This window comes from Candidatus Pelagibacter sp. RS40 (assembly GCF_002101295.1).
Classification (GTDB): Bacteria; Pseudomonadota; Alphaproteobacteria; order Pelagibacterales; family Pelagibacteraceae; genus Pelagibacter.
Genome location: NZ_CP020778.1, coordinates 354,131 through 376,481, shown reverse-complemented (window position 1 = coordinate 376,481; position 22,351 = coordinate 354,131). Strand labels below are relative to the sequence as shown.

Here is a 22,351-nt window from a genome sequence, read left to right as displayed (position 1 = left end):
TTTAATTATTATGTCAAAATCAAGATTTGTATTTGATAAATTTGCAAAGGTATTAGAACAAGGGCTAGTAAGTTACAAAGACCTAAGTGATGAGGTGATAAATGTTTTAAAATCTAAAAGAGATGAAATAATATTTAGGATGAAGCTTGCAAGTAAAGAGGAAATTGAAATCTTAAATAAGAGAATTGCAATACTTGAAAAAAAAATTGAACAAACAAAAAAAGTTAAAAAATCAAAAAGTCCTAAAAAGGTAAAGAAATAGAAACTTCTAAACCTCCAAATTTAGATTTACTAAATTTAATATCTCCACCATGAGATCTACAAATATCGGATGCTATTGACAAACCTAGTCCTACACTAGATTTACTTTCAGATCTGCTTTTATCAACTTTATAAAATGGTTTAATTATATTTTCATGCTCTTTTTCTGGCACACCTGGACCGTCATCTGACACTATTATTTTTAGATTTTCTTTTTGTTTATTCATATTTATTTCAACTTTTTTTGCATACTTAAGAGAATTTTCTATTAAATTATTTATACATCTTGCAATAAGATTTTTTCTTCCATTAAAGTAGATTTCTTCCTTAAAATTTTGAATTATGTTTGGGTTGTTATAATTATTTATTAATTTTAAAATAAGTTCTGAAATATCAAAAGTCTCAGTTTTATCCTTTGCACCAGTGCTTGCAAATTGTAAATACTCATTAAGCATTTTTTCCATATCATCTACATCAGATGATAATTTCTTAGATAAATTTTTATCTTTTATCATTGCAAGTTGAAGCTTAATTCTTGTTAAAGGAGTTCTTAAATCGTGACTTATGCCTGAAAGCATTTCAGATCTTTGATTTAAATGACGAATAATCCTTTTTCTCATTTTATCAAATTCTTGGCCAGCTTTTCTGATTTCTAAAGCACCAGATGGTCTAAATTCGTCTAGATCTTCCCCTCTACCAAATTTCTCTGAGGCTTCTGCTAATTTGATTATTGGTCTAGTTTGATTTTTTAAAAATATAATAGCAATAGCAATCATTAAAAACGCAGGAAGAGTTATCCATAACCCAAATAATCTTGCTGAACTTGTAGTCAATCTACTTCTTGGAACATAAAACTGAAAATATCCGTCTATGTGTTGAATTTTTATATCAACTAAATCTTTGTAGTTGGTAGTGTCGAACCAGTAAACAAAATGTTTACTTTTTAACTCTCTTCTTAGTGATCTATCAAGAGGACTGAACCATCGCTCAGGTATATCGCCAGGTATTACCTTTCCTTCTTTATGTTGTATTTCAATTTCAAGATTACTTTTAAATAAATTAATTATGTAATCTTTATCTTGCTGGTCATTATCATAAGCATCTATAAACGTTTTTATTTCTGCAATAAGACCTCTTGTCATTCCTACGTTCGTTTTTATCCATAAGCTGTCAAAAAAAACTAAAGATATTGTAATTTGTAATACTACTATGGGTACAGCTACAATTAATAAACCTCTATAAAATAATCTTTTTGGAAGTAAATTTTTTATGTAATTACTCAATCCATAAAACATATCCTTCTCCTCTGATTGTTTGAAGATATTTAGGACTTTTTGGGTTTTCCTCGACCTTTTTTCTCAATCTTGTAATAATAACATCAATTGATCTTTCTTTATCTAAATCTATCAGTTTTCCTATTTCTTCTCTTTTAAATATTTTACCAGGTGAGTTGATCATTTTTTCTAATATAATTTTTTCAGTGCTATTAATTTTTAGATTTTGACTTCCTCTATAGATGAACAACTTATTAAGATCTATTTTAATACTTCCAAATTCTATCACTCTTTTGTGATTGTCTTTTTTAGTCTTGCTTAAGATATTATTAATTCTTAAGACTAGTTCTTTTGGCTCAAATGGTTTTGGTAAATAATCGTCAGCACCAACTTCAAGACCCTCAACTCTTTCAGATGCTTCTCCTTTAGCAGTTAAAAGTATTATAGGTGTATTTAATTTTGCCTTATTTTCATTAGTAAACTCTAAGCCACTTTTACCTGGCATCATTATGTCTAACACTATTAAATCAAATTTTATTATTTTGACTTTTTCTAAAGCATCCTCAGCACTCTTAGCTGTTGAAACTAAAAAATTATTTTGATCTAAATATTGTTTGACCAGATCTCTGATACCATCATCATCATCTACAACTAATATATGTGCATTAAAATTTTTCATTAATAATTTTCTTTAAAACGTTATCGAAACTTACCACTTCATTTGAAGCAGAATTGAGAAAAGCTTTGTATAACCTTCTTTTTTGTATGCTAAAAATCTCATCAAATAATTTCATTCCATTTTCAGTTAAATACACGTGTTTTATTCTAGTATCTTTCTCGTCCTTTTTGTAATTAATAGCCTTTAGTTTAATTAGATCTTTTAAAACTCTATTTAAACTTTGTTTTGTTACTTTTAATTTTTTTAAAAGTTCTGAAATAGTTATACCTTCGTATAAAGAAATTAGATGAATAACTTTATTATGTGCAACTCCAATAGAGTATTTATCCAGTACTTTTTTGGCGTCTGATACAGTCTCTCTATATCCCATAAATATTTTTTCAATGTATTGTTTGAGCTCATGATCTTTAAGATATAAAAGTTTTTTCATATTGGTAAGTTATATTGACATATCATATATACAAATATATTTTTAAAAAATATTTTTTTAATGATACCTTACGATAAACGCTCTGGAAAAATCTGGTATAATAATGAACTTGTAGATTGGCAAGATGTAAAGGTTCATGTTTTAAGTCATGGATTGCATTATGGTAGTTGTGTATTCGAGGGAGAGAGAGTTTATGATGGAAGTATTTTTAAGTTAGAGGAACATACCGATAGATTTTTTTACTCAGCTGAGAGATTGGGTTTTAAAATTCCATATTCAAAAGAAGAAATTAATTTAGCAAGCAATAAAATAATTTCAGCTCAAAATGTTCAAAATGGTTACGTAAGACCTGTTGCTTGGAGAGGTAGTGAAATGATGGCTATCTCGGCGCAACAAACTAAAATTCATGTTGCTATAGCTACATGGGAGTGGGGTTCCTATTTTGATCCAAATTTAAAAATAAAGGGAATTAAATTAAACATATCTAATTGGAGAAGACCTGCCCCTAACACAATACCATGGGATACAAAAGCATCAGGTCTATATATGATTTGCACATTGTCAAAGCACGAGGCAGAAGCACAAGGTTACACAGATTCTCTTATGTTAGATCATGAGGGAAACATTGCAGAGGCCACAGGAGCAAACGTTTTTTTTAAAGATAAAAATAATGATTTGCATACTCCAATTCCAGACTCATTTTTGGATGGAATTACAAGAAGGACTGTAATTGAGATCGCAAAATCTAAAAATTTAAAAGTAAATGAGAGAAAAATTAAACCCGATGAGATGTCAAATTTCGTAGGTTGTTTTCTAACGGGAACTGCCGCAGAAGTTACACCTGTGTCTCAAATAGCACAGCATAACTTTAAAGTTTGTGACACAATTTTAGATCTTTCTGATAGCTATCAAAAAGTAGTAAGAAATAAGAAAGCTGCTTAATCTTTGCTATCCTCAGAGATAGCATGATCTATACCTTTTCTTAGATAATCGTAACCAGTATATAAAGTAAGAAAAGCTGAAAGCCATAAAAGAATAATCCCAATTGTTTGCGCGTTATAATCCTGAAAGTTTAAAATTTTATTTCCAGTATCACCTAGTAAAAGTAAAGATATTGAAAACATTTGTAAAAAAGTTTTTAGTTTAGCTAAATTTGAAACTGGCAATTTAATTTTGCCTTTAGCTAGAAATTCTCTTAATCCAGATATTAGCACTTCTCTTGTTAATATTATAATTGCTGCGATTACTTCATAATTTTTTATAGTCTGATCCATGACTAAAAGTAATAAGGCAGTAGCTACTATGATTTTATCTGCAATAGGATCAAGAAGTTCTCCAAGCTTAGACTCTTCCTTATACATTCTTGCTAATAAACCATCTAAAAAATCTGTGAATGAAGCAATTACAAAAAGTGCAAATGGCAAAATATCTCCATAAAGTCCTGGCAAATAGAAAGTAAAAACAAATATAGGAACAATTATTATTCGTCCAATTGTTAGATAATTAGGAAATTTAAATCTCATTCGTGAAAGAAGTTATATATTTTTTTTGCTACCTTTTCCTCAACTCCTTCAACAGATTTTATTTCATCTAAACTGGCGGATTCAACAGCCCTTGCAGATCCAAAATGATTTAAAAGTGACCTTTTTCTTACAGCACCAATCCCCTCTATTTGATCAAGCAAGGATTTGCTTATTCCTTTTTTCCTTTTTGCTCTGTGAGCACTTATGGCAAATCTATGACTTTCATCTCTTATTCTCTGAAGAAAAAACAAAGTTGGGTCATTCTTTTCAAATTTAAATTCTTTTCCGTTGTGAAAAAAAGTTTCATCACCACTATTTCTCTGTTTACCTTTAGCAATAGCTACAATTGGAATTTCATGTAGACCTAGTTCATTCATGGTTTCTCTTGCCACAGAATATTGACCTTTACCCCCATCAATTAAAACTAAATCGGGGAAAGTTAGGTAGTTATCTTTCTCTTGAACAGCCCTCTTAAATCTTCTGTTAAGGACTTCTTTCATCATTCCATAATCATCTTGAGAATTTTTTTGTATCTTTATATTAAATTTTCTGTACCTTTTTTTAATAAAGCCTTCATCACCGTATGTAATTAAGGCACCAACACTATTTGTTCCTTGAATGTGACTATTATCATATACCTCCACTAAATTTATATTAGTCTCAAGATTGAATTTTTTCGATACTGCATCAAAAAGATCTCTATTGTTTTGACTTTCATAAAGTTTTCTATTCAAACTTTCTTTAGCATTACTTATTGCCTGATTTATTACTTTTAATTTAATGCCTTTTTTTGCAACAGTAATTGTAATTTGCTTACCCTCTTTTTGAGTAAGTGTTTTTTCAATGAGTTCTTTTTCTTTAATTTCATTTGATAAAATTATTGATGATGGCACACTTTTATTTTCATAAAATTGAGAAATAAAAGAATTAATTATATCATTTAAATTTTCGTCTGGATCATGCTTTGGAAAAAATGCTTGATTACCCCAATTTTGTTTTGACCTGTAGAAAAAAACTTGAATACAGGTTTTTCCAGATTCTTTGTATCCAGCGATTACATCCGCTTCGACTAAATTTGCTTCATTAATTCTTTGAGACGATTGGATTATATTTAATGATTTAATTCGATCTCTTAATATTGCTGCTTTCTCAAAATCTAGGTCCTCACTAGCTCTTTCCATTTGATTAGACAAACTTTTTTGTATTTTTCTTGATTTACCTGATACGAACTCAATTGCATCGTCTACGGTCTGCTTATAATCTCCTTCTTCTACGTAACCAACACACGGGCCGGAGCATCTTTTAATTTGATAAAGTATGCAAGGTCTCTCTCTTTTTTTGAAAACAGTATCATCACAAATTCTTAGATGAAATATTTTTTGAATCATTTTTATAGTCCAATTTGCAGATCCAGCAGATGCAAATGGTCCAAAGTAAAATCCATCTTTACTTTTTTTTCCTCGGTGTCTTTTAATTTGTGGCCATTTATCCTTGTTACCTATAAAAATAAAAGGAAACGATTTATCATCTCTTAATAAAATATTAAATTTTGGTTTGAATTTTTTAATTAAATTTGCCTCTAAAAGCAAAGCTTCACTCTCATTTGAAGTAGTTGTGATTTCTAGCCTTTTTGTTTGAGAGAGCATCCTCTCTGTTCTAATGATATGATTTTTTTCTGAAACATAACTTTTCAATCTGTTGGGAAGGTTTTTTGCTTTACCAACATAAAGGATGTCACCTTTAGAATTTAACATTCGATAAACACCTGGCAGCTTAGGAACTAAGGGTAATTCTTTTTTTATTACTTCTTTGCCTATATCAGAGCTGATCATGGCTTCTTTTTTTAGAAATTTGGATCCCAACTGAGCTGCAATCCTTCATTATTTCTAACTTTTCAATTTGAAGAGCAATTTTATCTATTCTCTTATCTTTGAATAGCTCATCAAAAACATCTTCTGCCAATGTTTCAAGAAAATTGTAATGTTTATTTTTTACTAATTTTTTTATTAATCTGACTATCTTGGCATAATTAACTATAGATTTAATATCTTTGTCGTTCGAGGGTTGTTTATCTTGATAATTTACCTCTAAATTAAATTTTACTTTTTGGGGTTTTTCCTTTTCAAAATCAAAATATCCAAGTTTTAATCCTAGCACTAATTCCTTAATTAAAACTTTTTTTTCGTAATTAAATAAGCTTTTAGTTTTATTTATCTTAATGACCTTTAGATTATTTTTTTTCATTAATTTAAATTTTTTATTCCTTTCCACCCATTATGTCAGGTGTCTGCCAGTTTAAACTTTGACCACTGTCAATAGAAATTACTTGTCCTGTAATAGATCTATTTTTAATAAAAAAGTCAACAGCACTACATATTTGCTCAACATCTACTTTCCTTTTAAGAGGTGTCGCCATGTATTGCTTTTTAAAATGTTTTTCAGATTGTCTTTTATTTTTTAAAGTTGGACCTGGTGCAATACCATTTACTCTAATATTTGGTGCAAGACTCATAGCACTTGTTTTGGTAAGGGTATAAAGTCCTGTCTTACTTATAGTATAAGAGAAAAAAAATGGAGTTAGCTTAAAAACTCTTTGATCAATAATGTTAATTATGTTGTTATTTTTACCTTTTATATTTCTTGCAAACGCTTTTGATAAAAGTGCGGGCGTTCTTAAATTAGTTCTTAGATGTTTTCCCCAACTATCAGTTGTAAAATTTTCAATTTTATCATTTTCGAATAGTGAAGCATTGTTAATAAGGCAGTCAAAGAATTTTAATTTAGATTTAGCAAATTTTATTATTTTATTTACGTCATTTTCTTTACTTAGATCACCTCTTACCAAAAAAACTTTTGAACCCTTTATTTGTAATTCTTTTTTTAGGTTTTCCGCCTTTGATTTTGATTTGTTGTAATGAATTAAAATTTCTATTCCTTTACCAGATAATTTTTTTGCAATGGCTGCCCCAATTCTTGTGGCTCCACCAGTGATTATGATCTTACGTGCTTCCATTTTTTATCTCTTTTTTTAGTAACTTTTGTACCTGGCATTCCCATAGTGGATCTACCTTTTGGATATAGCTTATTTTTAACATCGTACTGTCTAATCTTAGGATTTAAAGTTATTTCAAGTTCAGTGCTCTCAAGTTTCCTTATTTCATCCCTAATTTTAGCCGCTTCCTCAAATTCTAAATTCGATGCTGCATCCTTCATTTTTTTATCTAAAGCTTTAAGATGTTTTTTAAGATTTCCCCCAATATTTGATCCTTCACTTATTTTTACGTAATCTTTTTCATAGACACTTTCTAAAATATCACTGATTTCTTTTTTAACTGATTTCGCATCAATTTTATTTTTCTTATTATAATCAATTTGAATTTGCCTTCTTCTTTCTGTTTCTTTGATTGCTTTTTTTATACTTTTTGTCTCCTTATCTGCATATAAAATTACTTTACCTTCTACATTCCTTGCGGCTCTTCCTATAGTTTGAATTAGAGAGGTCTCTGATCTTAAAAAACCTTCCTTGTCAGCATCTAAAATACCTACTAATGCACATTCAGGAATATCTAAACCTTCTCTCAATAAATTTATACCGACCAAAACATCAAATACACCCATTCTAAGATCTCGCATAATTTCTATTCTTTCCAGTGTGTCTATATCGGAATGCAGATATCTTACTTTTACTCCATTTTCGTGTAAATATTCTGTTAAGTCTTCTGCCATTTTTTTTGTAAGAGTTGTGACCAAAACTCTAAAATTATTTTCAATAACCTTTTTGCATTCATGCATTAAGTCATCGACCTGATTTTTAGCAGGCCTTATTTCTACTTCAGGATCTATTAATCCCGTAGGTCTTATCACTTGATCTATGAATTGACCTTTAGTTTGCTCTAGTTCCCATGGTCCTGGAGTTGCAGATACAAATACTGTTTGGGTTCTCATTAAATCCCATTCTTCAAATTTAAGTGGTCTATTATCCATGCATGATGGAAGTCTAAAACCATATTCAGCCAAAGTGCTTTTCCTTGATCTATCCCCCTTAAACATCCCATTTAGTTGAGGAACAGTAACATGAGACTCGTCAACAAAAACTAAAGTGTTATCTGGAAAATACTCAAAAAGTGTTGGTGGGGGTTCCCCAGGCCTTCTTCCAGATAAAAATCTTGAGTAGTTTTCAATTCCTGCGCAAGATCCGGTAGCCTCAATCATTTCAAGATCAAATTTTGTTCTTTCCTCCAACCTTTGTGCCTCAAGCAATTTATTTTCTGCTTTGTGTTTTTTTAGAGTAATTTCTAATTCTTTCCTGATATTTATAACCGCTTGTTCTATAGTTGGTTTTGGAGTTATGTAATGACTGTTTGCGTAAACTTTTACTAGATTTAGTTCTCTTACAGTATCCCCAGTTAAAGGATCAAATTCTTCTATTTGCTCTAGTTTATCTCCAAATAAACTTAATCTCCAAGCTCTATCCTCTAAATGTGAGGGAAAAATCTCTAAATTCTCACCTCTAGCTCTAAAAGTTCCTCTAAAAAAATTCTGATCATTTCTTTTATATTGTAAAGCAACTAAAGATTTTATGATTTGCTCTCTATTGTATTCATAATTTTTTTGAAGTGTTAAAGTCATTTTACTATATGCCTCAACAGAACCAAGTCCGTATATACATGACACACTTGCAACAATTAAAACATCGTCTCTTTCTAACAACGATCTTGTTGCAGAGTGCCTCATTCTATCTATTTGTTCATTGATGGATGCTTCTTTTTCAATGTATGTGTCTGATCTTGGAACATAAGCTTCTGGTGTGTAGTAATCATAATATGAAACAAAATATTCAACGGCATTGTTAGGAAAAAAAGTTTTCATCTCTCCATAAAGTTGAGCTGCTAATGTTTTGTTTGGTGCGAGGATTAATGCAGGTCTATTTGTTTCTTCGATAACTTTTGCCATAGTAAAAGTTTTTCCTGAGCCAGTAACACCAAGCAATACTTGGTTAAATTCGTTTTTTTTTGCACCTTTAACTAATCTTTTAATCGCCTCAGGCTGATCTCCTGCAGGTTTAAATTCAGACTTAATTTTGAATTTTTTTCCACCTTCAAGTTTTCCACTTATTTCAGGATTTTTGCTCTGAATATCTGTAATTAAATCTTGATAAGTATTTTGCATATATTAAACAGCGTATTAAAATAATATAATATTTCAATGAGCATTATATCAGACAGTCTTAAAAGAATTAAACCATCACCCACGCTTGCAGTAACTCAAAAAGCTAGAGAATTGAAAGCAGCTGGCAAAGATGTAATTGCTCTTGGAGCGGGAGAACCCGATTTTGATACTCCAGATAACGTAAAGGATGCTGCTATTAAAGCAATAAAAGATGGTGACACAAAATATACTGCTGTTGATGGAACACCAGCATTAAAAAAAGCTATTTCAGAAAAGTTTAAGAGAGAAAATAATATAAACTATAATACTGATGAAATTACAGTAGGTGCTGGTGGCAAGCATGTAATTTATAATTTAATGATGGCAACATTAAATAAGGATGATGAGGTTATAATTCCAGCGCCCTATTGGGTGTCCTATCCTGATATAGTATTATTGGCTGGAGCAAATCCTGTTGTAATTGAATGCTCAGAGGATCAAGGATTTAAACTTACAGCTAAAGATTTAGAAAGCGCAATAACCAATAACACTAAGTGGTTAATTTTAAATTCACCTTCAAATCCAACAGGCGCTTGCTATTCAGAACAAGAGATAAAAAATTTAGCAATGGTTTTAAAAAGAAATCCTCACGTAAATATTTTAAGTGATGATATCTATGAACATGTAGTCTATGAAGATTTCAAATTTTTTACAATGGCACAGATACCCGAATTAAAAAATAAAGTTGTTACAATGAATGGCGTTAGTAAATCTTATGCGATGACAGGGTGGAGAATTGGATATGCTGGAGGTTCAAAAGAATTGATAAAAGCTATTGCAAAAATTCAATCTCAATCTACAACAAATCCATCTTCTATAAGTCAAGCGGCGGCAGTAGAAGCTTTGAATGGTAATCAAGATTTTATATCAATTAGATCTAAGGCTTTTCAAGAAAGAAGAGATTTTGTAGTGAATTCATTAAACGAAATTAATGGAATTAGCTGCATTAAACCTGATGGAGCATTTTATGTTTTCCCAAATTGCAAGGCACTTTTAGGAAAAAAGGATAAATTAGGGAAAAAATTAGAAAATGATACTGATTTTGTTCAGTCTTTGTTGGAAAATAATAATGTAGCTGTTGTTCAAGGATCGGCATTTGGTCTAGATGGTTTTTTTAGAATTTCTTATGCTACATCAATGAAGAATTTAGAAACTGCAATGAAAAGACTTAAAGAATTTTGTGAGAGTTTAAGTTAAATTTTTTCTAATTAACTATGAGATAAATGTTTTTCAGCCTCTAAAGCAGCCATACATCCCATTCCAGCCGCTGTTACCGCTTGTCTAAATGTTTTATCTTTAACATCTCCAGCCGCATAAACTCCAGGAATATTTGTTGAAGTTGAGTCGGCTTTTGTTATCAAATAACCCTCTTTATCCATTTCTAGTTGATCTTTGAATAATTCTGTAGCAGGATCATGACCGATAGCAATAAATAGACCATCAATCTTTAATTCTTTAATATCATTCGATTTTACATTTTTTATTTTAAGACCGGTTACATTTTTTGGCTCTTTATCACCTAACACTTCCTCTACAACAGAATCCCAAATAATTTCAATTTTTTTGTTTTCCATTAATTTTTTCTGAAGCATTTTTTCTGCTCTTAAAGAGTCTCGTCTATGAATTAATTTAACCTTAGATGCAAATTTCGTTAAAAACATTGCCTCTTCTACTGCTGCATTGCCCCCACCAACAACTGCCACTGTTTTATCTTTGAAAAAAAATCCATCACATGTCGCACAAGCTGAAACACCAAAACCTCTGAAATTTTGCTCGGAGTCTAATTGTAACCATCTTGCTTGAGCGCCTGTTGATATAATTATAGAGTCAGCAGTATAAGTTTGTCCACTATCTCCAATTGCTACAAATGGTGTTTTTTTGAGATCAACAGATTTTATATGATCTTGAATCATCTCTGTCCCAACAGCTTCAGCTTGTCCACGCATTTGGTCCATCAACCAAGGGCCTTGAATTACATCTTTAAAACCTGGATAATTTTCAACATCAGTTGTAGTTGTTAATTGTCCACCTGGCTGAATTCCATGAACTAATATTGGGTTAAGCATTGCTCTTGCAGCATAAACTGCTGCAGTATATCCGGCAGGGCCAGATCCAATTATTAACACTTTTGTGTGTTTAGTTGGATTTTCACTCATATGGAAGCTATATAATAATAAATGTCGAAATTAAAAGGTTTATTGTTGACAGAAGGTATGCATGGAATGATAAGCCAGGTTGAAGGTTTGGCCAAAGCCCTAAATATTAATTTTACTCACCGAAAAGTTGAACTTAAAAGTTTTTGGAAATTTATTCCACCAAGTCTTACTCCAAAGTCAAATATTTCTTTTAGAGAATTTGAAATACCTGACTTTGATTTAATTATTTCCTGTGGAAGAAAAAGTGTAATTCCGTCAATTTATTTGAAGCAAAAATCAAGAAAACAAATTTATAACATTCACATCCAGGACCCTAAAATAAACTTTAAATTATTTGATTTTATTATTGCACCTGAGCATGATGAAATTAGTGGTTCAAACGTCATCTCTACAAAAGGAGCAATACACTATTTAAATAAATCCGAAATTGTATCTAATTCTGAATATCTTAAATCATTAATCAAAACAGACAAAAGAAAAATCTTTTCATTAATTTTAGGTGGTCCTACAAAATATTATGAATATTCAAAAGAAAATATTGAAAAAATATTTAATAAGTTGAGTAATTTGATTCAAAAAGAGGACTTCCAATTAGTGGTGATACCCTCTATGAGAACACCAAAAAACACAATACAGTCTGCTAAAGAATTTTTTGGTGAAAATCATACTGTAATAGAGCAAGTAGATAAAAAAGCATATTTGTCAGCCTTAGCATTATCTGAATTTATTGTTGTTACATGCGATTCTAGCTCAATGATTTCCGAGGCAGCTCTTACTGGTAAACCAATATATGTGGCCAATATTTTACCAAAAAGAAAAGATAAAAGATTTCAAAAATTCAGAAAATTATTTAAAGATTTAAACATTATTAAAAATTTAGATGATAATCATGAAAATTGGAGTTATGAAACATTAGATGAAACAAACAGAGTTGCTAAAATAATAAAAGAAAGATTAAATATTTAATGTCATTTTTAAATTCTGTAATAAATAATTCAAAAAAATTTGATGATCCTTTTCAACATTGGGAATTAGATAAACCTTTAACAGAGGAACAAATTAAAGAGATAATTACAGCTGATATAGACGACCCCACAAAACACAGTTTAAATTATGATGGTACAAGAGCCATCGATGGTGGAGAAGGAATATTTAGAGAGGGAATTTCAAATGGGGGCAAGGCACTCAAATTCAGATGTTTTGTAACTAAAGAAAATTCACAACAATTTCCATTTTTAACAAAGTTGATAGAAGAGCTTAGATCAAAAGATACACATAAAATGATTTCAGATTTGATAAACAAAGATTTATCTAATTCTTACGTTAGAGTAGAAGTGATTTGTGATAGAAAAGGTTTTTGGCTAAAGCCTCATTGCGATATTAAAGAGAAACAAATGTCATGTTTATTATTTGTGAACAAATTTAATGAAAGCGAAGATTTGGGCACAGATTTTTATGATGAAAAATTAAACAAAATAAAAACACTTCCATACAAAGATAATTATGGATATTTTTTTTCAAGTGGACCAAATACTTGGCATGGAATGGAAAAGAAAGAGATAGTAAAAGAGAGAAGGTGTTTACAAGTTAATTATGTAAGTTTCAAGACAGATTGGAAAGTCTTTTAGTTTGCTGACATCAATAATCTATATAACGAAGCAAAAATACCATGACCTGATAGCTCTATCAGTAATATAATTGCTCCAAAAAAAATTATTCTTTTGTTCACTTTAATAAAAGTACCATTATTAATAAAAACCAAAAAAAAGCGTAATAATAATATATATATTTTTTTGCAAACATTTTCGGCACACTTAATTGTTCATCTTTAATTTTTTTTTTTTTATTTTTTGGCATCTTGGAGAGATTTAACAGTTAATTTCTTTGTTTTAAGTGACCTAATCGCCTCAATAAAAGCATATGCTGTTGACATATTAGTACAGTAAGGAATTTTGTTTGCCAAAGTCCCTCTTCTTAATGCTCTTGCATCACTAATTCTATGTTCACTATTTCCACCACCGGTATTAATGACTAACGATATTTTATTTGAATTTAAAATGTCAACAATATGAGGTTTGCCACTGCTAACTTTGTTTATTTTTTTACACTTCATTCCATTTTGCTCCAGAACTTTTGCAGTTCCTTTTGTTGCAGAAAGCGTAAATCCAAGTTTTGTTAATCTTTGAGCTAAACCAACCACTTCCTGTTTGTGCGAATCTTTTACTGATAAAAAAGCCAAACCTTTGATTGGCAAAGAGTTAGATGCAGCAATTTGACTTTTTGCAATTGCAATACCAAAATCATCATCAAACCCCATTACTTCACCAGTCGATTTCATTTCAGGTCCAAGTAAAAGATCACTATCAGGAAATTTATTGAATGGAAAAACCGCTTCTTTAACTGCAAATCTTTTATTTGTTTTATATTTTAATTTATACTTAGAAAGTTTCTCTCCAGCCATAACTCTTGAAGCAATTTTTGCTAAAGGAATTCTGTTTGCTTTAGATACAAACGGTACCGTTCTGCTGGCTCTAGGATTTACCTCAATTACAAAAATCTCATCCTTTTTGATTGCGAATTGAATATTTAATAAACCCTTCACTTTCAAGGCCAATGCTAGCTTTCTAGTTTGAATTTTTATTTCTTTTAAAATATTTTCTTTAATTGAAACAGGCGGTAGACAACACGCAGAGTCCCCCGAATGTATACCTGCTTCCTCAATATGTTGCATAATACCAGCCACATAAACATCTTTGCCGTCTGAAATTGCATCCACATCAACTTCCATCGCATTATTGATAAATTTATCAATTAATATTGGATTTTGCTCTGAAGCTTTAAATGCATCATTTATAAACTTTGTTAATTGGCTCTTATCATGAATAATTTCCATAGCTCTACCTCCCAACACATAGGAAGGTCTTACCACTACTGGCAGCCCAATTTTTTCTGACAATTTAATTGCTTGATTAAAGTTGTATGCAATTCCACTTTCTGCTTGTTTTAGTTTAAGTCTTATTAGCAAATCTCTAAATCTGTCTCTATCTTCTGCAAGATCAATCGAGGAATATTGTGTTCCTAAAATAGGTAATTTGTTATCGTGCAAAAATTTAGCAAGTTTTATTGGGGTTTGTCCACCAAATTGAGCAATTACTCCCAGCAAAGAACCATTTGATTTCTCTTTTAAAATTATATTTTGTACATACTCCTCAACTAATGGTTCAAAATATAATCTATCACTAGTATCATAATCTGTAGATACTGTCTCTGGATTACAATTTACCATTATTGTTTCAAATCCTGCTTCTTTAAGAGAAAAACTTGCCTGACAGCAGCAATAGTCAAATTCAATTCCTTGTCCTATTCTATTAGGACCACCACCTAAAATTATAATTTTCTTTTTACTCGATGGATCAGATTCACATTCTGTTTTAATTGAAAAATTCCTTTGATATGTAGAATACATATATGGTGTAAAAGATTTAAATTCAGCTGCGCAAGTATCTACTTTTTTATAAACTGGAAATACTTTTAAAGCTGTTCTTTTAGATCTGATTATATTTTCTTTTATTTTTGTAAGGTTTGATAATTTTTTGTCAGAAAAACCAATTGATTTTATTCTATTAAACTCATGGTAAGATTTTGGAATACCCTTTTTTATTATATTATTTTCTTCATCTATAATTTCTTTAATTTGATTTAGGAACCAAGGATCAACCTTTGATAGTCTGTAAATTTTATCTAAAGATATTTTCTTTCTAAATGCGTCTGCTATTAAAAGTAATTTGTTTGGAATATTAATTTTTAATTGTTTTAAAATCTCACTCTTTGAATACCCAAATATATCATCTAGACCAGATAAGCCCGTTTCAAGAGAAACCAATGCTTTTTGAAAGGACTCTTTAAAATTTCTTCCAATCGCCATTGCTTCACCCACCGATCTCATTGAGGTGCCTAATAGTGCTTTAGTGTCTGCAAATTTTTCAAATGTAAATCTTGGTATTTTTGTCACCACATAATCAATTGTTGGCTCAAAAGAAGCTGGTGTTACTTTTGTTATCTCATTTTGAAGTTCATCTAACGTATATCCAACAGCCAATTTTGCAGCTACTTTTGCAATCGGGAACCCAGTTGCTTTTGAGGCAAGAGCAGATGACCTTGAGACTCTTGGATTCATTTCAATGATAACCATTCTTCCATCTTTAGGATTGATCGCAAACTGAACGTTCGATCCACCGGTTTCAACACCAATTTTTCTCAAACATGCTATAGAAGCATTTCTCATTACTTGATATTCTTTATCAGTAAGTGTCAATGCTGGTGCGATTGTAACAGAGTCACCTGTATGAATTCCCATTGGATCAACATTTTCAATAGAGCAAATGATTATGCAGTTATCATTTTTGTCTCTTACGACCTCCATCTCAAATTCTTTCCAACCATCTAAACACTCCTCAACTAGAACTTGGTTCTGTGGAGATTCGTGCATTCCTTCTTTTACAATTTTGAAAAAATCTTTTTTAGTTCTTGCTATACCCCCACCTAAACCTCCTAGTGTGAATGATGGTCTTATTATTGCAGGGAGACCGATTTTAGATAAACACTTTTTTGCATTACCAAAATTATTTAAAACTTCGGATTTAGGTAAATCGATACCTATGTCAGACATATTCTTTCTGAACTTCTTTCTATCCTCTGCATTTTCAATTGCCATTGAGTTTGCACCTATAAGTTCAATTTTATATTTTTTTAATAGACCACTCTTTTCTGCTTTAATCGCAAGGTTAAGGGCAGTCTGACCACCCATGGTTGGCAATATTGCTTGGGGCTTTTCTTTCTTAATAACTTCTTCTAGTATTTCTATAGAAATTGGCTCAATATAAGTTTTGTCAGCCACTTCTGGATCAGTCATTATTGTGGCTGGATTTGAATTTATTAAAACTACTTTAAAACCTTCATCTTTGAGAGCTTTACATGCTTGTGTACCTGAGTAATCAAATTCGCAGGCTTGACCTATTATAATTGGACCAGCTCCTATAACTAAAATTTTTTTAATGTCTTTTCTTTTTGGCATATTTTTTTACTTCTTTAATAAAATCACTAAAAAGGTAATGACTATCTTGTGGTCCAGGATTAGATTCTGGATGATATTGAACAGAAAAAACTGGTTTATTTTTTAATTTTATACCCTCTATACTATTGTCAAATAAGGATGTGTGAGTAACAATTATATTTTTATTTAAACTTTCTCTAACAACTTCAAAGCCATGGTTTTGACTTGTTATTTCCACTTTTTGTGAAAATTGATTTTTAACGGGATGATTTGCTCCTCTATGACCCAGTTTCATTTTTTTTGTCTTACCATTCAAAGATAAAGCTAATATTTGATGACCTAAACAAATACCAAATATTGGGATGTTTGATTTAATTAATTTTTTAATAATAGGAATTGCATATTTTCCTGTTGCCGCAGGATCCCCAGGACCGTTTGAAAGAAAAATTCCATGAGGCTTTAATCTTAATATTTTGTTTGCTGCTGTTTTACAATTAACTACTTTTACTTCACAATTATAATTAGAAAAATATCTTAAAATATTTTTTTTTATTCCATAATCAATTGCAATTATTTTAAAAAGTTTTTTTTTATTTTTTAAGTATCCATATTTTTTATTCCATGTTTTTAAACCTTTCCAAATATACGATTTTTGAGTTGTAACAACTTCGGCAAGATCCATTCCATTCAAACCAGGCCATTTTATAGAGGTTCTAATTAATTTATTTATATTAAATTTACCTGTTTTATTATTTGAAATTGTTCCTTTGGGAGCGCCTTTATCTCTAATATAATTAGTCAAACTTCTAGTATCTAAACCAGTAATTCCAACAATTTTATTTTTTTTTAGCCAATTATTTAAATCGAGCAGAGATCTATAATTTGATGGATTACTTATCTCTGAGTTAAAAATAACTCCTCTAGTCCAAATTTTTTCAGACTCTAGATCCTCATTATTAGTCCCAACATTGCCGATATGTGGAAAAGTAAAGTTTATAATTTGACCCGCATAAGATGGATCGGAAATAATTTCCTGGTAACCAGTTAACGATGTATTAAAACAAACTTCTCCAGTTACCTCACCTTGATAACCCAATCCTATTCCTCTAAAAATTGTCTTATTTTCAAGAACTAAAATAGCTGGAGTAAATTGAGATTTAATTGATAAATTTTTTTTACGTTTTAGATACAATTACAACTCTTAAGTTAAAGGTTAATATTATAAAACCTCTTTTTCCTCAACCTCTCTAATATATTTACGTAAAAAAACAATTTATCTTTTGAAGAAATTCATCTATCGAGTAAATTACTTATATGAGCTTAAGAGAAAAAATTGAATCAGATTATAAAAATGCTTTAAAATCTAAAGATAAAAATAAAATATCAACTTATAGGTTAATTTTATCCGGTATAAAAGACCTGGATATAAATAATAGGTCAGGACCAAATAAAAAAGATACAGACGACGAAGATATTAAAAAACTTTTAAAAAAAATGATTAAGCAAAGATCCGAATCTATAGAGGTTTATAAAAAAAATAATAGAAATGATCTCTTAGAAATTGAAGAGAATGAAGTGAATGTTTTATCCGAATATTTACCCAAACAAATGTCTGAGGAGGAGACAATAAGTATTTGCAAAAAAATTATTGAAAAAACAGGGGCTAACTCAATTAAAGAAATGGGTAAAGTTATGGGGAAATTAAAACAAAATTATTCTGATACCATAGATTTTTCAAAAGCTGGGGCTTTAATTAAAGATCTTCTTACCAATAAATGAAATATCCAAAAGAATACTTAGATGAAATAAAGACAAGGCTTAAAGTTTCAACTGTAGTCTCAAAATCAGTTAATTTAAAAAAAAGAGGAAAAGAATATGTAGGGCTTTCACCATTCAAAAATGAAAAAACTCCATCTTTCACAGTTAATGATGAGAAAGGATTTTATCATTGCTTCAGCACAAGTGAGCATGGCAATATATTTGATTTTATAATGAAAACTCAAAATCTTAAATTTGGTGAAGCCGTGAAAACCCTTGCTAACTTTGCAGGCATGCAACCATATACCTTTTCTAAACAAGATGAAGAGAGAGAAAAAAATTGGAAAGAATATAAAAGTATTTTTGCAAGATATGTTGAAAAATATCACGATGAACTTTTTAAAAATCCAAGCGCCGAATCAGCAAAGAATTATATGAAAAGCAGAAATTTAACAGCTGAGGAAGTTAAAAAATTTAAAATTGGTTTTGTCACAAATAATCAAAACACTTTTGAGGAATATTCAAAAAATTTTGACAAAAAAATTTTAAAAGAAACTGGATTATTTTATTTTGACGATAAAAAAAATAAATTTAAAGAGAGATTTAATGATCGGGTTATTTTTCCAATAAATAATATATCGGGAGATCCAATTGGATTAGGTGGCAGAACTATCAAATCCTCATCTTATCTTGCAAAATATATCAATTCACCAGAAACACCTTTTTTCAAAAAAGGCTCAAATTTATATAATTTAGATAGAGCTAGAAAACTTTCTAATAAAGAAGATTTTATTTATTTAGTTGAGGGATATATGGATGTTATTGGCTTAAGCAAAGCAGGAATTGAAAATTCAGTAGCAAATCTCGGGACAGCTTTAACGACAAAACAAATTTTAATTCTCAATCAATTTTTTGATCATATTATTATTTGTTTCGATGGAGATGAGAGCGGATATAAAGCAGCCTTAAGAGCAGCAGAAAGTTCTATAGTTGAACTTAAACCTGAAAAAAAAATATCATTTCTATTTCTACCTGAAAATGAAGATCCAGACAGTTATGCCAATAAATATGGTAAAGAACATTTTATAAATTACTCCAAAAATAACACTTTATTGATACATGATTTTATTTTTGAACATTATTTTAAACAGGTAGATGGAAACCCTTCATCTTATGCTATTTTTGAAAAAAAACTGAGATTAATTTCATCAAATATAAAAGATGAATTCATAAGAAAATATGTTTTAGAATTTTTTTTAGACAAAGTAAGTCAGCTTACACCCAATATTAACAATACTTACAAAAAAAGTTTTGTAAAAAAAGCAAAATCTCTTCAGTCAACACAAAATTATTATAATGAGACTAAAACTTTAAAGCCGGTCGAGTTGAAAGAGTTTTCTTTACTTTATATAATTTTAAAAAAACCAAACTTGATTAAAAAAAATTCTTATTTAATTAATGATGTAAAAATATTTACAAATGAGAATAATTTAATTTTTAAAGAATTAATCAATCAAACAAATAACTTTGAATCTTCTGACATCTCAAACTTAAAAATTGATGAAACGTTAATAAATAGAATTTATAAGTATGCATCTGTTAAGCATATTCTTGATAAAAATTTTGATGACGATCAAAAAATAATCGAAATTTTCAATGAAATAATTCGAGACCTGAAAAATTATGAATTAGAGTTAAGGATCGCAGACCTAGAATCGAAATTTTCAAAGGATCTAAGTGAAACAACTTTCAACGAGCTAAAAGAGTTGAAAAAACAGCAAAAAACTAACTAAATACTGAAAAAATCGCATAGATTTTTTCTAAATCTGCATTATATAGGTCTTCCTAACTATAAATTGTGGAACGGATAATTACTAAATCATTTGCTAGACTAATGGGTCGAGGGATCCATAGAGGCTTCATTACTCACGAAGAATTAAATAAATCTTTAGGAAAAAGAAATCTTTCCAATGAAAATTTAGAACAGGCTTTTATTCATATTTTAAATGAAAGCATCGTTTTAGTTGAAAAAAAATCAGATTATAAAGTTCTCAAAAAGAAAGACTCTTCCTCTAAAGAAGAGGGAAAAACAATTGAGAAAAGTGATGATCCTATAAGAATGTATCTTAGAGAGATGGGAGGTGTAGAACTCTTATCTAGAGAGGGTGAGATAGCAATAGCGAAGAGAATTGAAGCTGGAAAAGATGTAATGCTTAATGCGTTATCACAAAGTCCAATTACAGCTCAACAATTTTTTGAGTGGAACACAAAATTACAGAATGATGAAATCTTAGTTAGAGAAATTATAGATATAGATACTAATTATATGGAGGATGAAGACACAGGTCAGAGTGCAAAACAAAAAAAGTCTGATACAGACAATGAAGAAGGAGAGGAACAGAATACAAGTTCAAATGATGATGATGAATTCAACCCTACTTTGGCTGCTATGGAAACTGAAATTAAACCAAAAGTATTGCAAACTGTCCATAATTTAACCAAAGAATATAATAAGCTTATAAAATATCAAAAAGAAAAACTTGAGTGTGTTTTAAACTCACAAGCTTTTTCAACTTCGAAAGAAAAAAATTATAAAAAAATTGTTGATGATATTTTAGAGAATATAAAATCACTTCAATTATCACCGTCAGTTTTAGAAGAATTAGTTCAGAAACATTATTCAGAAAATAAAAAAATCATTTCCCTTGAAGGGAATCTTTTGAGACTTGCAATTGATGCTAAAATTAGCAGGGATGAATTTATAAAATTTTACATTGGGAACGAGATAAACCCAAATCTTAAAAGCTTCTTAGATACAAACGAAGTATGGAAAAAATTCTTCCAAAAAAATAAAGATGAATTTAAAAATATTAGAGAAAGACTTATTGAAATAAGCCACAAGCTTGGAATTTCTGTTACAGATTTTAAAAAATTAGTCAGTAGAGTACAAAAGGGTGAAAAAGAGTCAAGAATTGCCAAAAAAGAGATGGTTGAAGCTAACTTAAGATTAGTTATTTCAATTGCTAAGAAATATACCAATAGAGGTTTGCAGTTTTTAGACCTTATTCAAGAGGGAAATATAGGCTTGATGAAAGCAGTAGATAAATTTGAATATAGAAGAGGTTATAAGTTTTCAACCTATGCAACTTGGTGGATAAGACAAGCAATTACAAGATCAATTGCAGACCAAGCAAGAACAATAAGAATCCCAGTTCATATGATTGAAACAATAAATAAAATAGTAAGAACTCAGAGATTAATTTTAAGCGAATTTGGAAGAGAGGCAACTCCTGAAGAATTAGCCAAAAAGTTAAGAATGCCCTTAGAAAAAGTTAGAAAAGTTCTAAAAATTTCAAAAGAACCAGTATCATTAGAAAAACCAGTTGGGGACGAAGAGGATAGTAGTTTAGGAGACTTTATTGAAGACACAAAAGCACTGGCCCCATTAGAACAAGCAATTAAATCTAACCTAAGCGAAGCAACTACTAAAATTTTATCAACCTTGACACCGAGAGAAGAGAGAGTTTTAAGAATGAGATTTGGTGTTGGAATGAATACTGATCATACTTTGGAAGAGGTTGGATTGCAGTTTTCAGTCACAAGAGAAAGAATTAGACAGATTGAGGCAAAAGCACTAAGAAAGTTGAAACACCCGAGTAGATCTAAACAATTAAAAAGTTTTTTAGAAAGCTAATTGGGCCGTTAGCTCAATAGTAGAGTACTGCATTGACATTGCAGGGGTAGTTGGAGCGTAACCAACACGGCCCACCATTTTTCGCTATCTTGAATTGATAACTTTATAAAAATAGTATAATTAGTCTTTTCAATTAAAGGGCCTGTAGCTCAGTTGGTTAGAGCAGTACACTCATAATTTAAGTCTCAAAAAAATATCTCAAATAAGTATTGAAAATCAACCTCCATTAGAGAAAATTTTTTTCAATTAAAATTTACCAACTATTTACCAACGAAAACAATTATCCACACAAATTAAATGCTTTATATTTTGGAA

The 22,351-nt window shown here is 30.1% G+C and carries 19 protein-coding genes and 1 tRNA gene; 9 read left to right on the top strand and 11 right to left on the bottom strand.

Translation table 11 applies throughout. The features are described from left to right. Nucleotides 1-10: 10 nt before the first annotated feature. A complete protein-coding gene (locus B8063_RS02000) occupies nt 11-262 on the top strand; it encodes a hypothetical protein (protein ID WP_085068965.1) in 252 nt (83 codons plus the stop codon). Here the strand turns inward: B8063_RS02000 and B8063_RS01995 are convergent. Genes B8063_RS01995 through B8063_RS01985 form a run of 3 tightly spaced genes read right to left on the bottom strand, consistent with a single transcriptional unit; the run spans nt 243 to nt 2,644 of the window. Then, complete coding sequence (locus tag B8063_RS01995; RefSeq protein ID WP_085068963.1) at nt 243-1,556, bottom strand: ATP-binding protein; 1,314 nt, start codon at nt 1,554-1,556, stop codon at nt 243-245. The two genes, B8063_RS02000 and B8063_RS01995, sit on opposite strands and share 20 nt — an antisense overlap. After that, nucleotides 1,537-2,214 carry a response regulator gene (locus B8063_RS01990; RefSeq protein WP_085068961.1) on the bottom strand — a complete coding sequence of 226 codons (678 nt, stop codon included), beginning with the start codon at nt 2,212-2,214 and terminating at the stop codon, nt 1,537-1,539. Before B8063_RS01990 ends, B8063_RS01995 begins: the two co-directional genes overlap by 20 nt. Further along, nucleotides 2,201-2,644, bottom strand: a complete 444-nt coding sequence (locus tag B8063_RS01985) for a MarR family winged helix-turn-helix transcriptional regulator (RefSeq protein WP_085068959.1) — start codon at nt 2,642-2,644, stop codon at nt 2,201-2,203. Before B8063_RS01985 ends, B8063_RS01990 begins: the two co-directional genes overlap by 14 nt. A gap of 60 nt (nt 2,645-2,704) precedes the next feature. Between B8063_RS01985 and B8063_RS01980 the strand changes: the two genes are divergently transcribed. Further along, nucleotides 2,705-3,586: a branched-chain amino acid aminotransferase gene (locus tag B8063_RS01980; protein WP_085068953.1), complete on the top strand. Its 882-nt coding sequence runs from the start codon at nt 2,705-2,707 to the stop codon at nt 3,584-3,586. Here the strand turns inward: B8063_RS01980 and pgsA are convergent. From pgsA to uvrB, 5 genes are read right to left on the bottom strand one after another with little or no spacing between them, the layout of a single operon-like run. Next, complete coding sequence (gene pgsA, locus B8063_RS01975) at nt 3,583-4,167, bottom strand: CDP-diacylglycerol--glycerol-3-phosphate 3-phosphatidyltransferase (RefSeq protein ID WP_085068951.1); 585 nt, start codon at nt 4,165-4,167, stop codon at nt 3,583-3,585. The genes B8063_RS01980 and pgsA overlap by 4 nt on opposite strands. Continuing rightward, a complete protein-coding gene (uvrC, locus tag B8063_RS01970) occupies nt 4,164-5,999 on the bottom strand; it encodes an excinuclease ABC subunit UvrC (protein ID WP_085068949.1) in 1,836 nt (611 codons plus the stop codon). The genes pgsA and uvrC overlap by 4 nt, the downstream gene beginning before the upstream one ends. Continuing rightward, entirely contained in the window at nt 5,986-6,411 is a 426-nt protein-coding gene (locus tag B8063_RS01965) for a dihydroneopterin aldolase (protein ID WP_085070851.1), read from the bottom strand. Before B8063_RS01965 ends, uvrC begins: the two co-directional genes overlap by 14 nt. Before the next feature lie 13 nt (nt 6,412-6,424). Next, a complete protein-coding gene (locus B8063_RS01960; protein WP_085070849.1) occupies nt 6,425-7,180 on the bottom strand; it encodes an SDR family oxidoreductase in 756 nt (251 codons plus the stop codon). Further along, nucleotides 7,159-9,336 (bottom strand): excinuclease ABC subunit UvrB, encoded by a 2,178-nt coding sequence (gene uvrB, locus B8063_RS01955; RefSeq protein WP_085068947.1) that lies wholly within the window; start codon nt 9,334-9,336, stop codon nt 7,159-7,161. The genes B8063_RS01960 and uvrB overlap by 22 nt, the downstream gene beginning before the upstream one ends. Before the next feature lie 36 nt (nt 9,337-9,372). Here uvrB and B8063_RS01950 point away from each other — a divergent pair, with 36 nt between their 5' ends. After that, entirely contained in the window at nt 9,373-10,572 is a 1,200-nt protein-coding gene (locus tag B8063_RS01950; protein WP_085068945.1) for a pyridoxal phosphate-dependent aminotransferase, read from the top strand. Between the two features lie 11 nt (nt 10,573-10,583). On the opposite strand, the gene trxB is transcribed toward B8063_RS01950, so the two are convergent. Next, nucleotides 10,584-11,531 carry a thioredoxin-disulfide reductase gene (trxB, locus tag B8063_RS01945; RefSeq protein ID WP_085068943.1) on the bottom strand — a complete coding sequence of 316 codons (948 nt, stop codon included), beginning with the start codon at nt 11,529-11,531 and terminating at the stop codon, nt 10,584-10,586. A 21-nt stretch (nt 11,532-11,552) separates the two neighbouring features. Here trxB and B8063_RS01940 point away from each other — a divergent pair, with 21 nt between their 5' ends. Then, nucleotides 11,553-12,497: a mitochondrial fission ELM1 family protein gene (locus tag B8063_RS01940; protein WP_085068942.1), complete on the top strand. Its 945-nt coding sequence runs from the start codon at nt 11,553-11,555 to the stop codon at nt 12,495-12,497. Next, entirely contained in the window at nt 12,497-13,159 is a 663-nt protein-coding gene (locus B8063_RS01935; protein ID WP_085068940.1) for a hypothetical protein, read from the top strand. The genes B8063_RS01940 and B8063_RS01935 overlap by 1 nt, the downstream gene beginning before the upstream one ends. Nucleotides 13,160-13,374: 215 nt before the next feature. On the opposite strand, the gene carB is transcribed toward B8063_RS01935, so the two are convergent. Both carB and carA read right to left on the bottom strand, forming a co-directional pair. Beyond that, nucleotides 13,375-16,605, bottom strand: a complete 3,231-nt coding sequence (gene carB / locus B8063_RS01930; RefSeq protein ID WP_085068938.1) for a carbamoyl-phosphate synthase large subunit — start codon at nt 16,603-16,605, stop codon at nt 13,375-13,377. Further along, complete coding sequence (gene carA / locus B8063_RS01925; RefSeq protein WP_085068936.1) at nt 16,583-17,776, bottom strand: glutamine-hydrolyzing carbamoyl-phosphate synthase small subunit; 1,194 nt, start codon at nt 17,774-17,776, stop codon at nt 16,583-16,585. Before carA ends, carB begins: the two co-directional genes overlap by 23 nt. A 122-nt stretch (nt 17,777-17,898) precedes the next feature. Between carA and B8063_RS01920 the strand changes: the two genes are divergently transcribed. The 4 genes from B8063_RS01920 to B8063_RS01905 all read left to right on the top strand — a co-directional run bounded on the left by B8063_RS01920 (nt 17,899) and on the right by B8063_RS01905 (nt 22,113). Continuing rightward, a complete protein-coding gene (locus tag B8063_RS01920; RefSeq protein WP_085068934.1) occupies nt 17,899-18,363 on the top strand; it encodes a GatB/YqeY domain-containing protein in 465 nt (154 codons plus the stop codon). Next, a complete protein-coding gene (gene dnaG, locus B8063_RS01915) occupies nt 18,360-20,135 on the top strand; it encodes a DNA primase (protein WP_085068932.1) in 1,776 nt (591 codons plus the stop codon). Before B8063_RS01920 ends, dnaG begins: the two co-directional genes overlap by 4 nt. Nucleotides 20,136-20,200: 65 nt before the next feature. Continuing rightward, on the top strand, nt 20,201-22,036 hold the full coding sequence (rpoD, locus tag B8063_RS01910; RefSeq protein ID WP_085068930.1) for an RNA polymerase sigma factor RpoD: 1,836 nt from the start codon (nt 20,201-20,203) through the stop codon (nt 22,034-22,036). 2 nt (nt 22,037-22,038) lie between these two features. Continuing rightward, nucleotides 22,039-22,113 (top strand) — tRNA-Val (locus B8063_RS01905). Nucleotides 22,114-22,351 lie beyond the last annotated feature (238 nt).

Coding starts and splice junctions, on each gene's coding strand:
- uvrC (WP_085068949.1), bottom strand. CDS start 5,999: ATGATCAGCTCTGATATAGGCAAAGAAGTAATAAAAAAAGAATTACCC.
- carB (WP_085068938.1), bottom strand. CDS start 16,605: ATGCCAAAAAGAAAAGACATTAAAAAAATTTTAGTTATAGGAGCTGGT.
- B8063_RS01950 (WP_085068945.1), top strand. CDS start 9,373: ATGAGCATTATATCAGACAGTCTTAAAAGAATTAAACCATCACCCACG.
- pgsA (WP_085068951.1), bottom strand. CDS start 4,167: ATGAGATTTAAATTTCCTAATTATCTAACAATTGGACGAATAATAATT.
- B8063_RS01935 (WP_085068940.1), top strand. CDS start 12,497: ATGTCATTTTTAAATTCTGTAATAAATAATTCAAAAAAATTTGATGAT.
- B8063_RS01995 (WP_085068963.1), bottom strand. CDS start 1,556: ATGTTTTATGGATTGAGTAATTACATAAAAAATTTACTTCCAAAAAGA.
- B8063_RS01965 (WP_085070851.1), bottom strand. CDS start 6,411: ATGAAAAAAAATAATCTAAAGGTCATTAAGATAAATAAAACTAAAAGC.
- B8063_RS01960 (WP_085070849.1), bottom strand. CDS start 7,180: ATGGAAGCACGTAAGATCATAATCACTGGTGGAGCCACAAGAATTGGG.
- B8063_RS02000 (WP_085068965.1), top strand. CDS start 11: ATGTCAAAATCAAGATTTGTATTTGATAAATTTGCAAAGGTATTAGAA.
- trxB (WP_085068943.1), bottom strand. CDS start 11,531: ATGAGTGAAAATCCAACTAAACACACAAAAGTGTTAATAATTGGATCT.
- B8063_RS01920 (WP_085068934.1), top strand. CDS start 17,899: ATGAGCTTAAGAGAAAAAATTGAATCAGATTATAAAAATGCTTTAAAA.
- B8063_RS01990 (WP_085068961.1), bottom strand. CDS start 2,214: ATGAAAAATTTTAATGCACATATATTAGTTGTAGATGATGATGATGGT.
- B8063_RS01980 (WP_085068953.1), top strand. CDS start 2,705: ATGATACCTTACGATAAACGCTCTGGAAAAATCTGGTATAATAATGAA.
- dnaG (WP_085068932.1), top strand. CDS start 18,360: ATGAAATATCCAAAAGAATACTTAGATGAAATAAAGACAAGGCTTAAA.
- B8063_RS01940 (WP_085068942.1), top strand. CDS start 11,553: ATGTCGAAATTAAAAGGTTTATTGTTGACAGAAGGTATGCATGGAATG.
- uvrB (WP_085068947.1), bottom strand. CDS start 9,336: ATGCAAAATACTTATCAAGATTTAATTACAGATATTCAGAGCAAAAAT.
- B8063_RS01985 (WP_085068959.1), bottom strand. CDS start 2,644: ATGAAAAAACTTTTATATCTTAAAGATCATGAGCTCAAACAATACATT.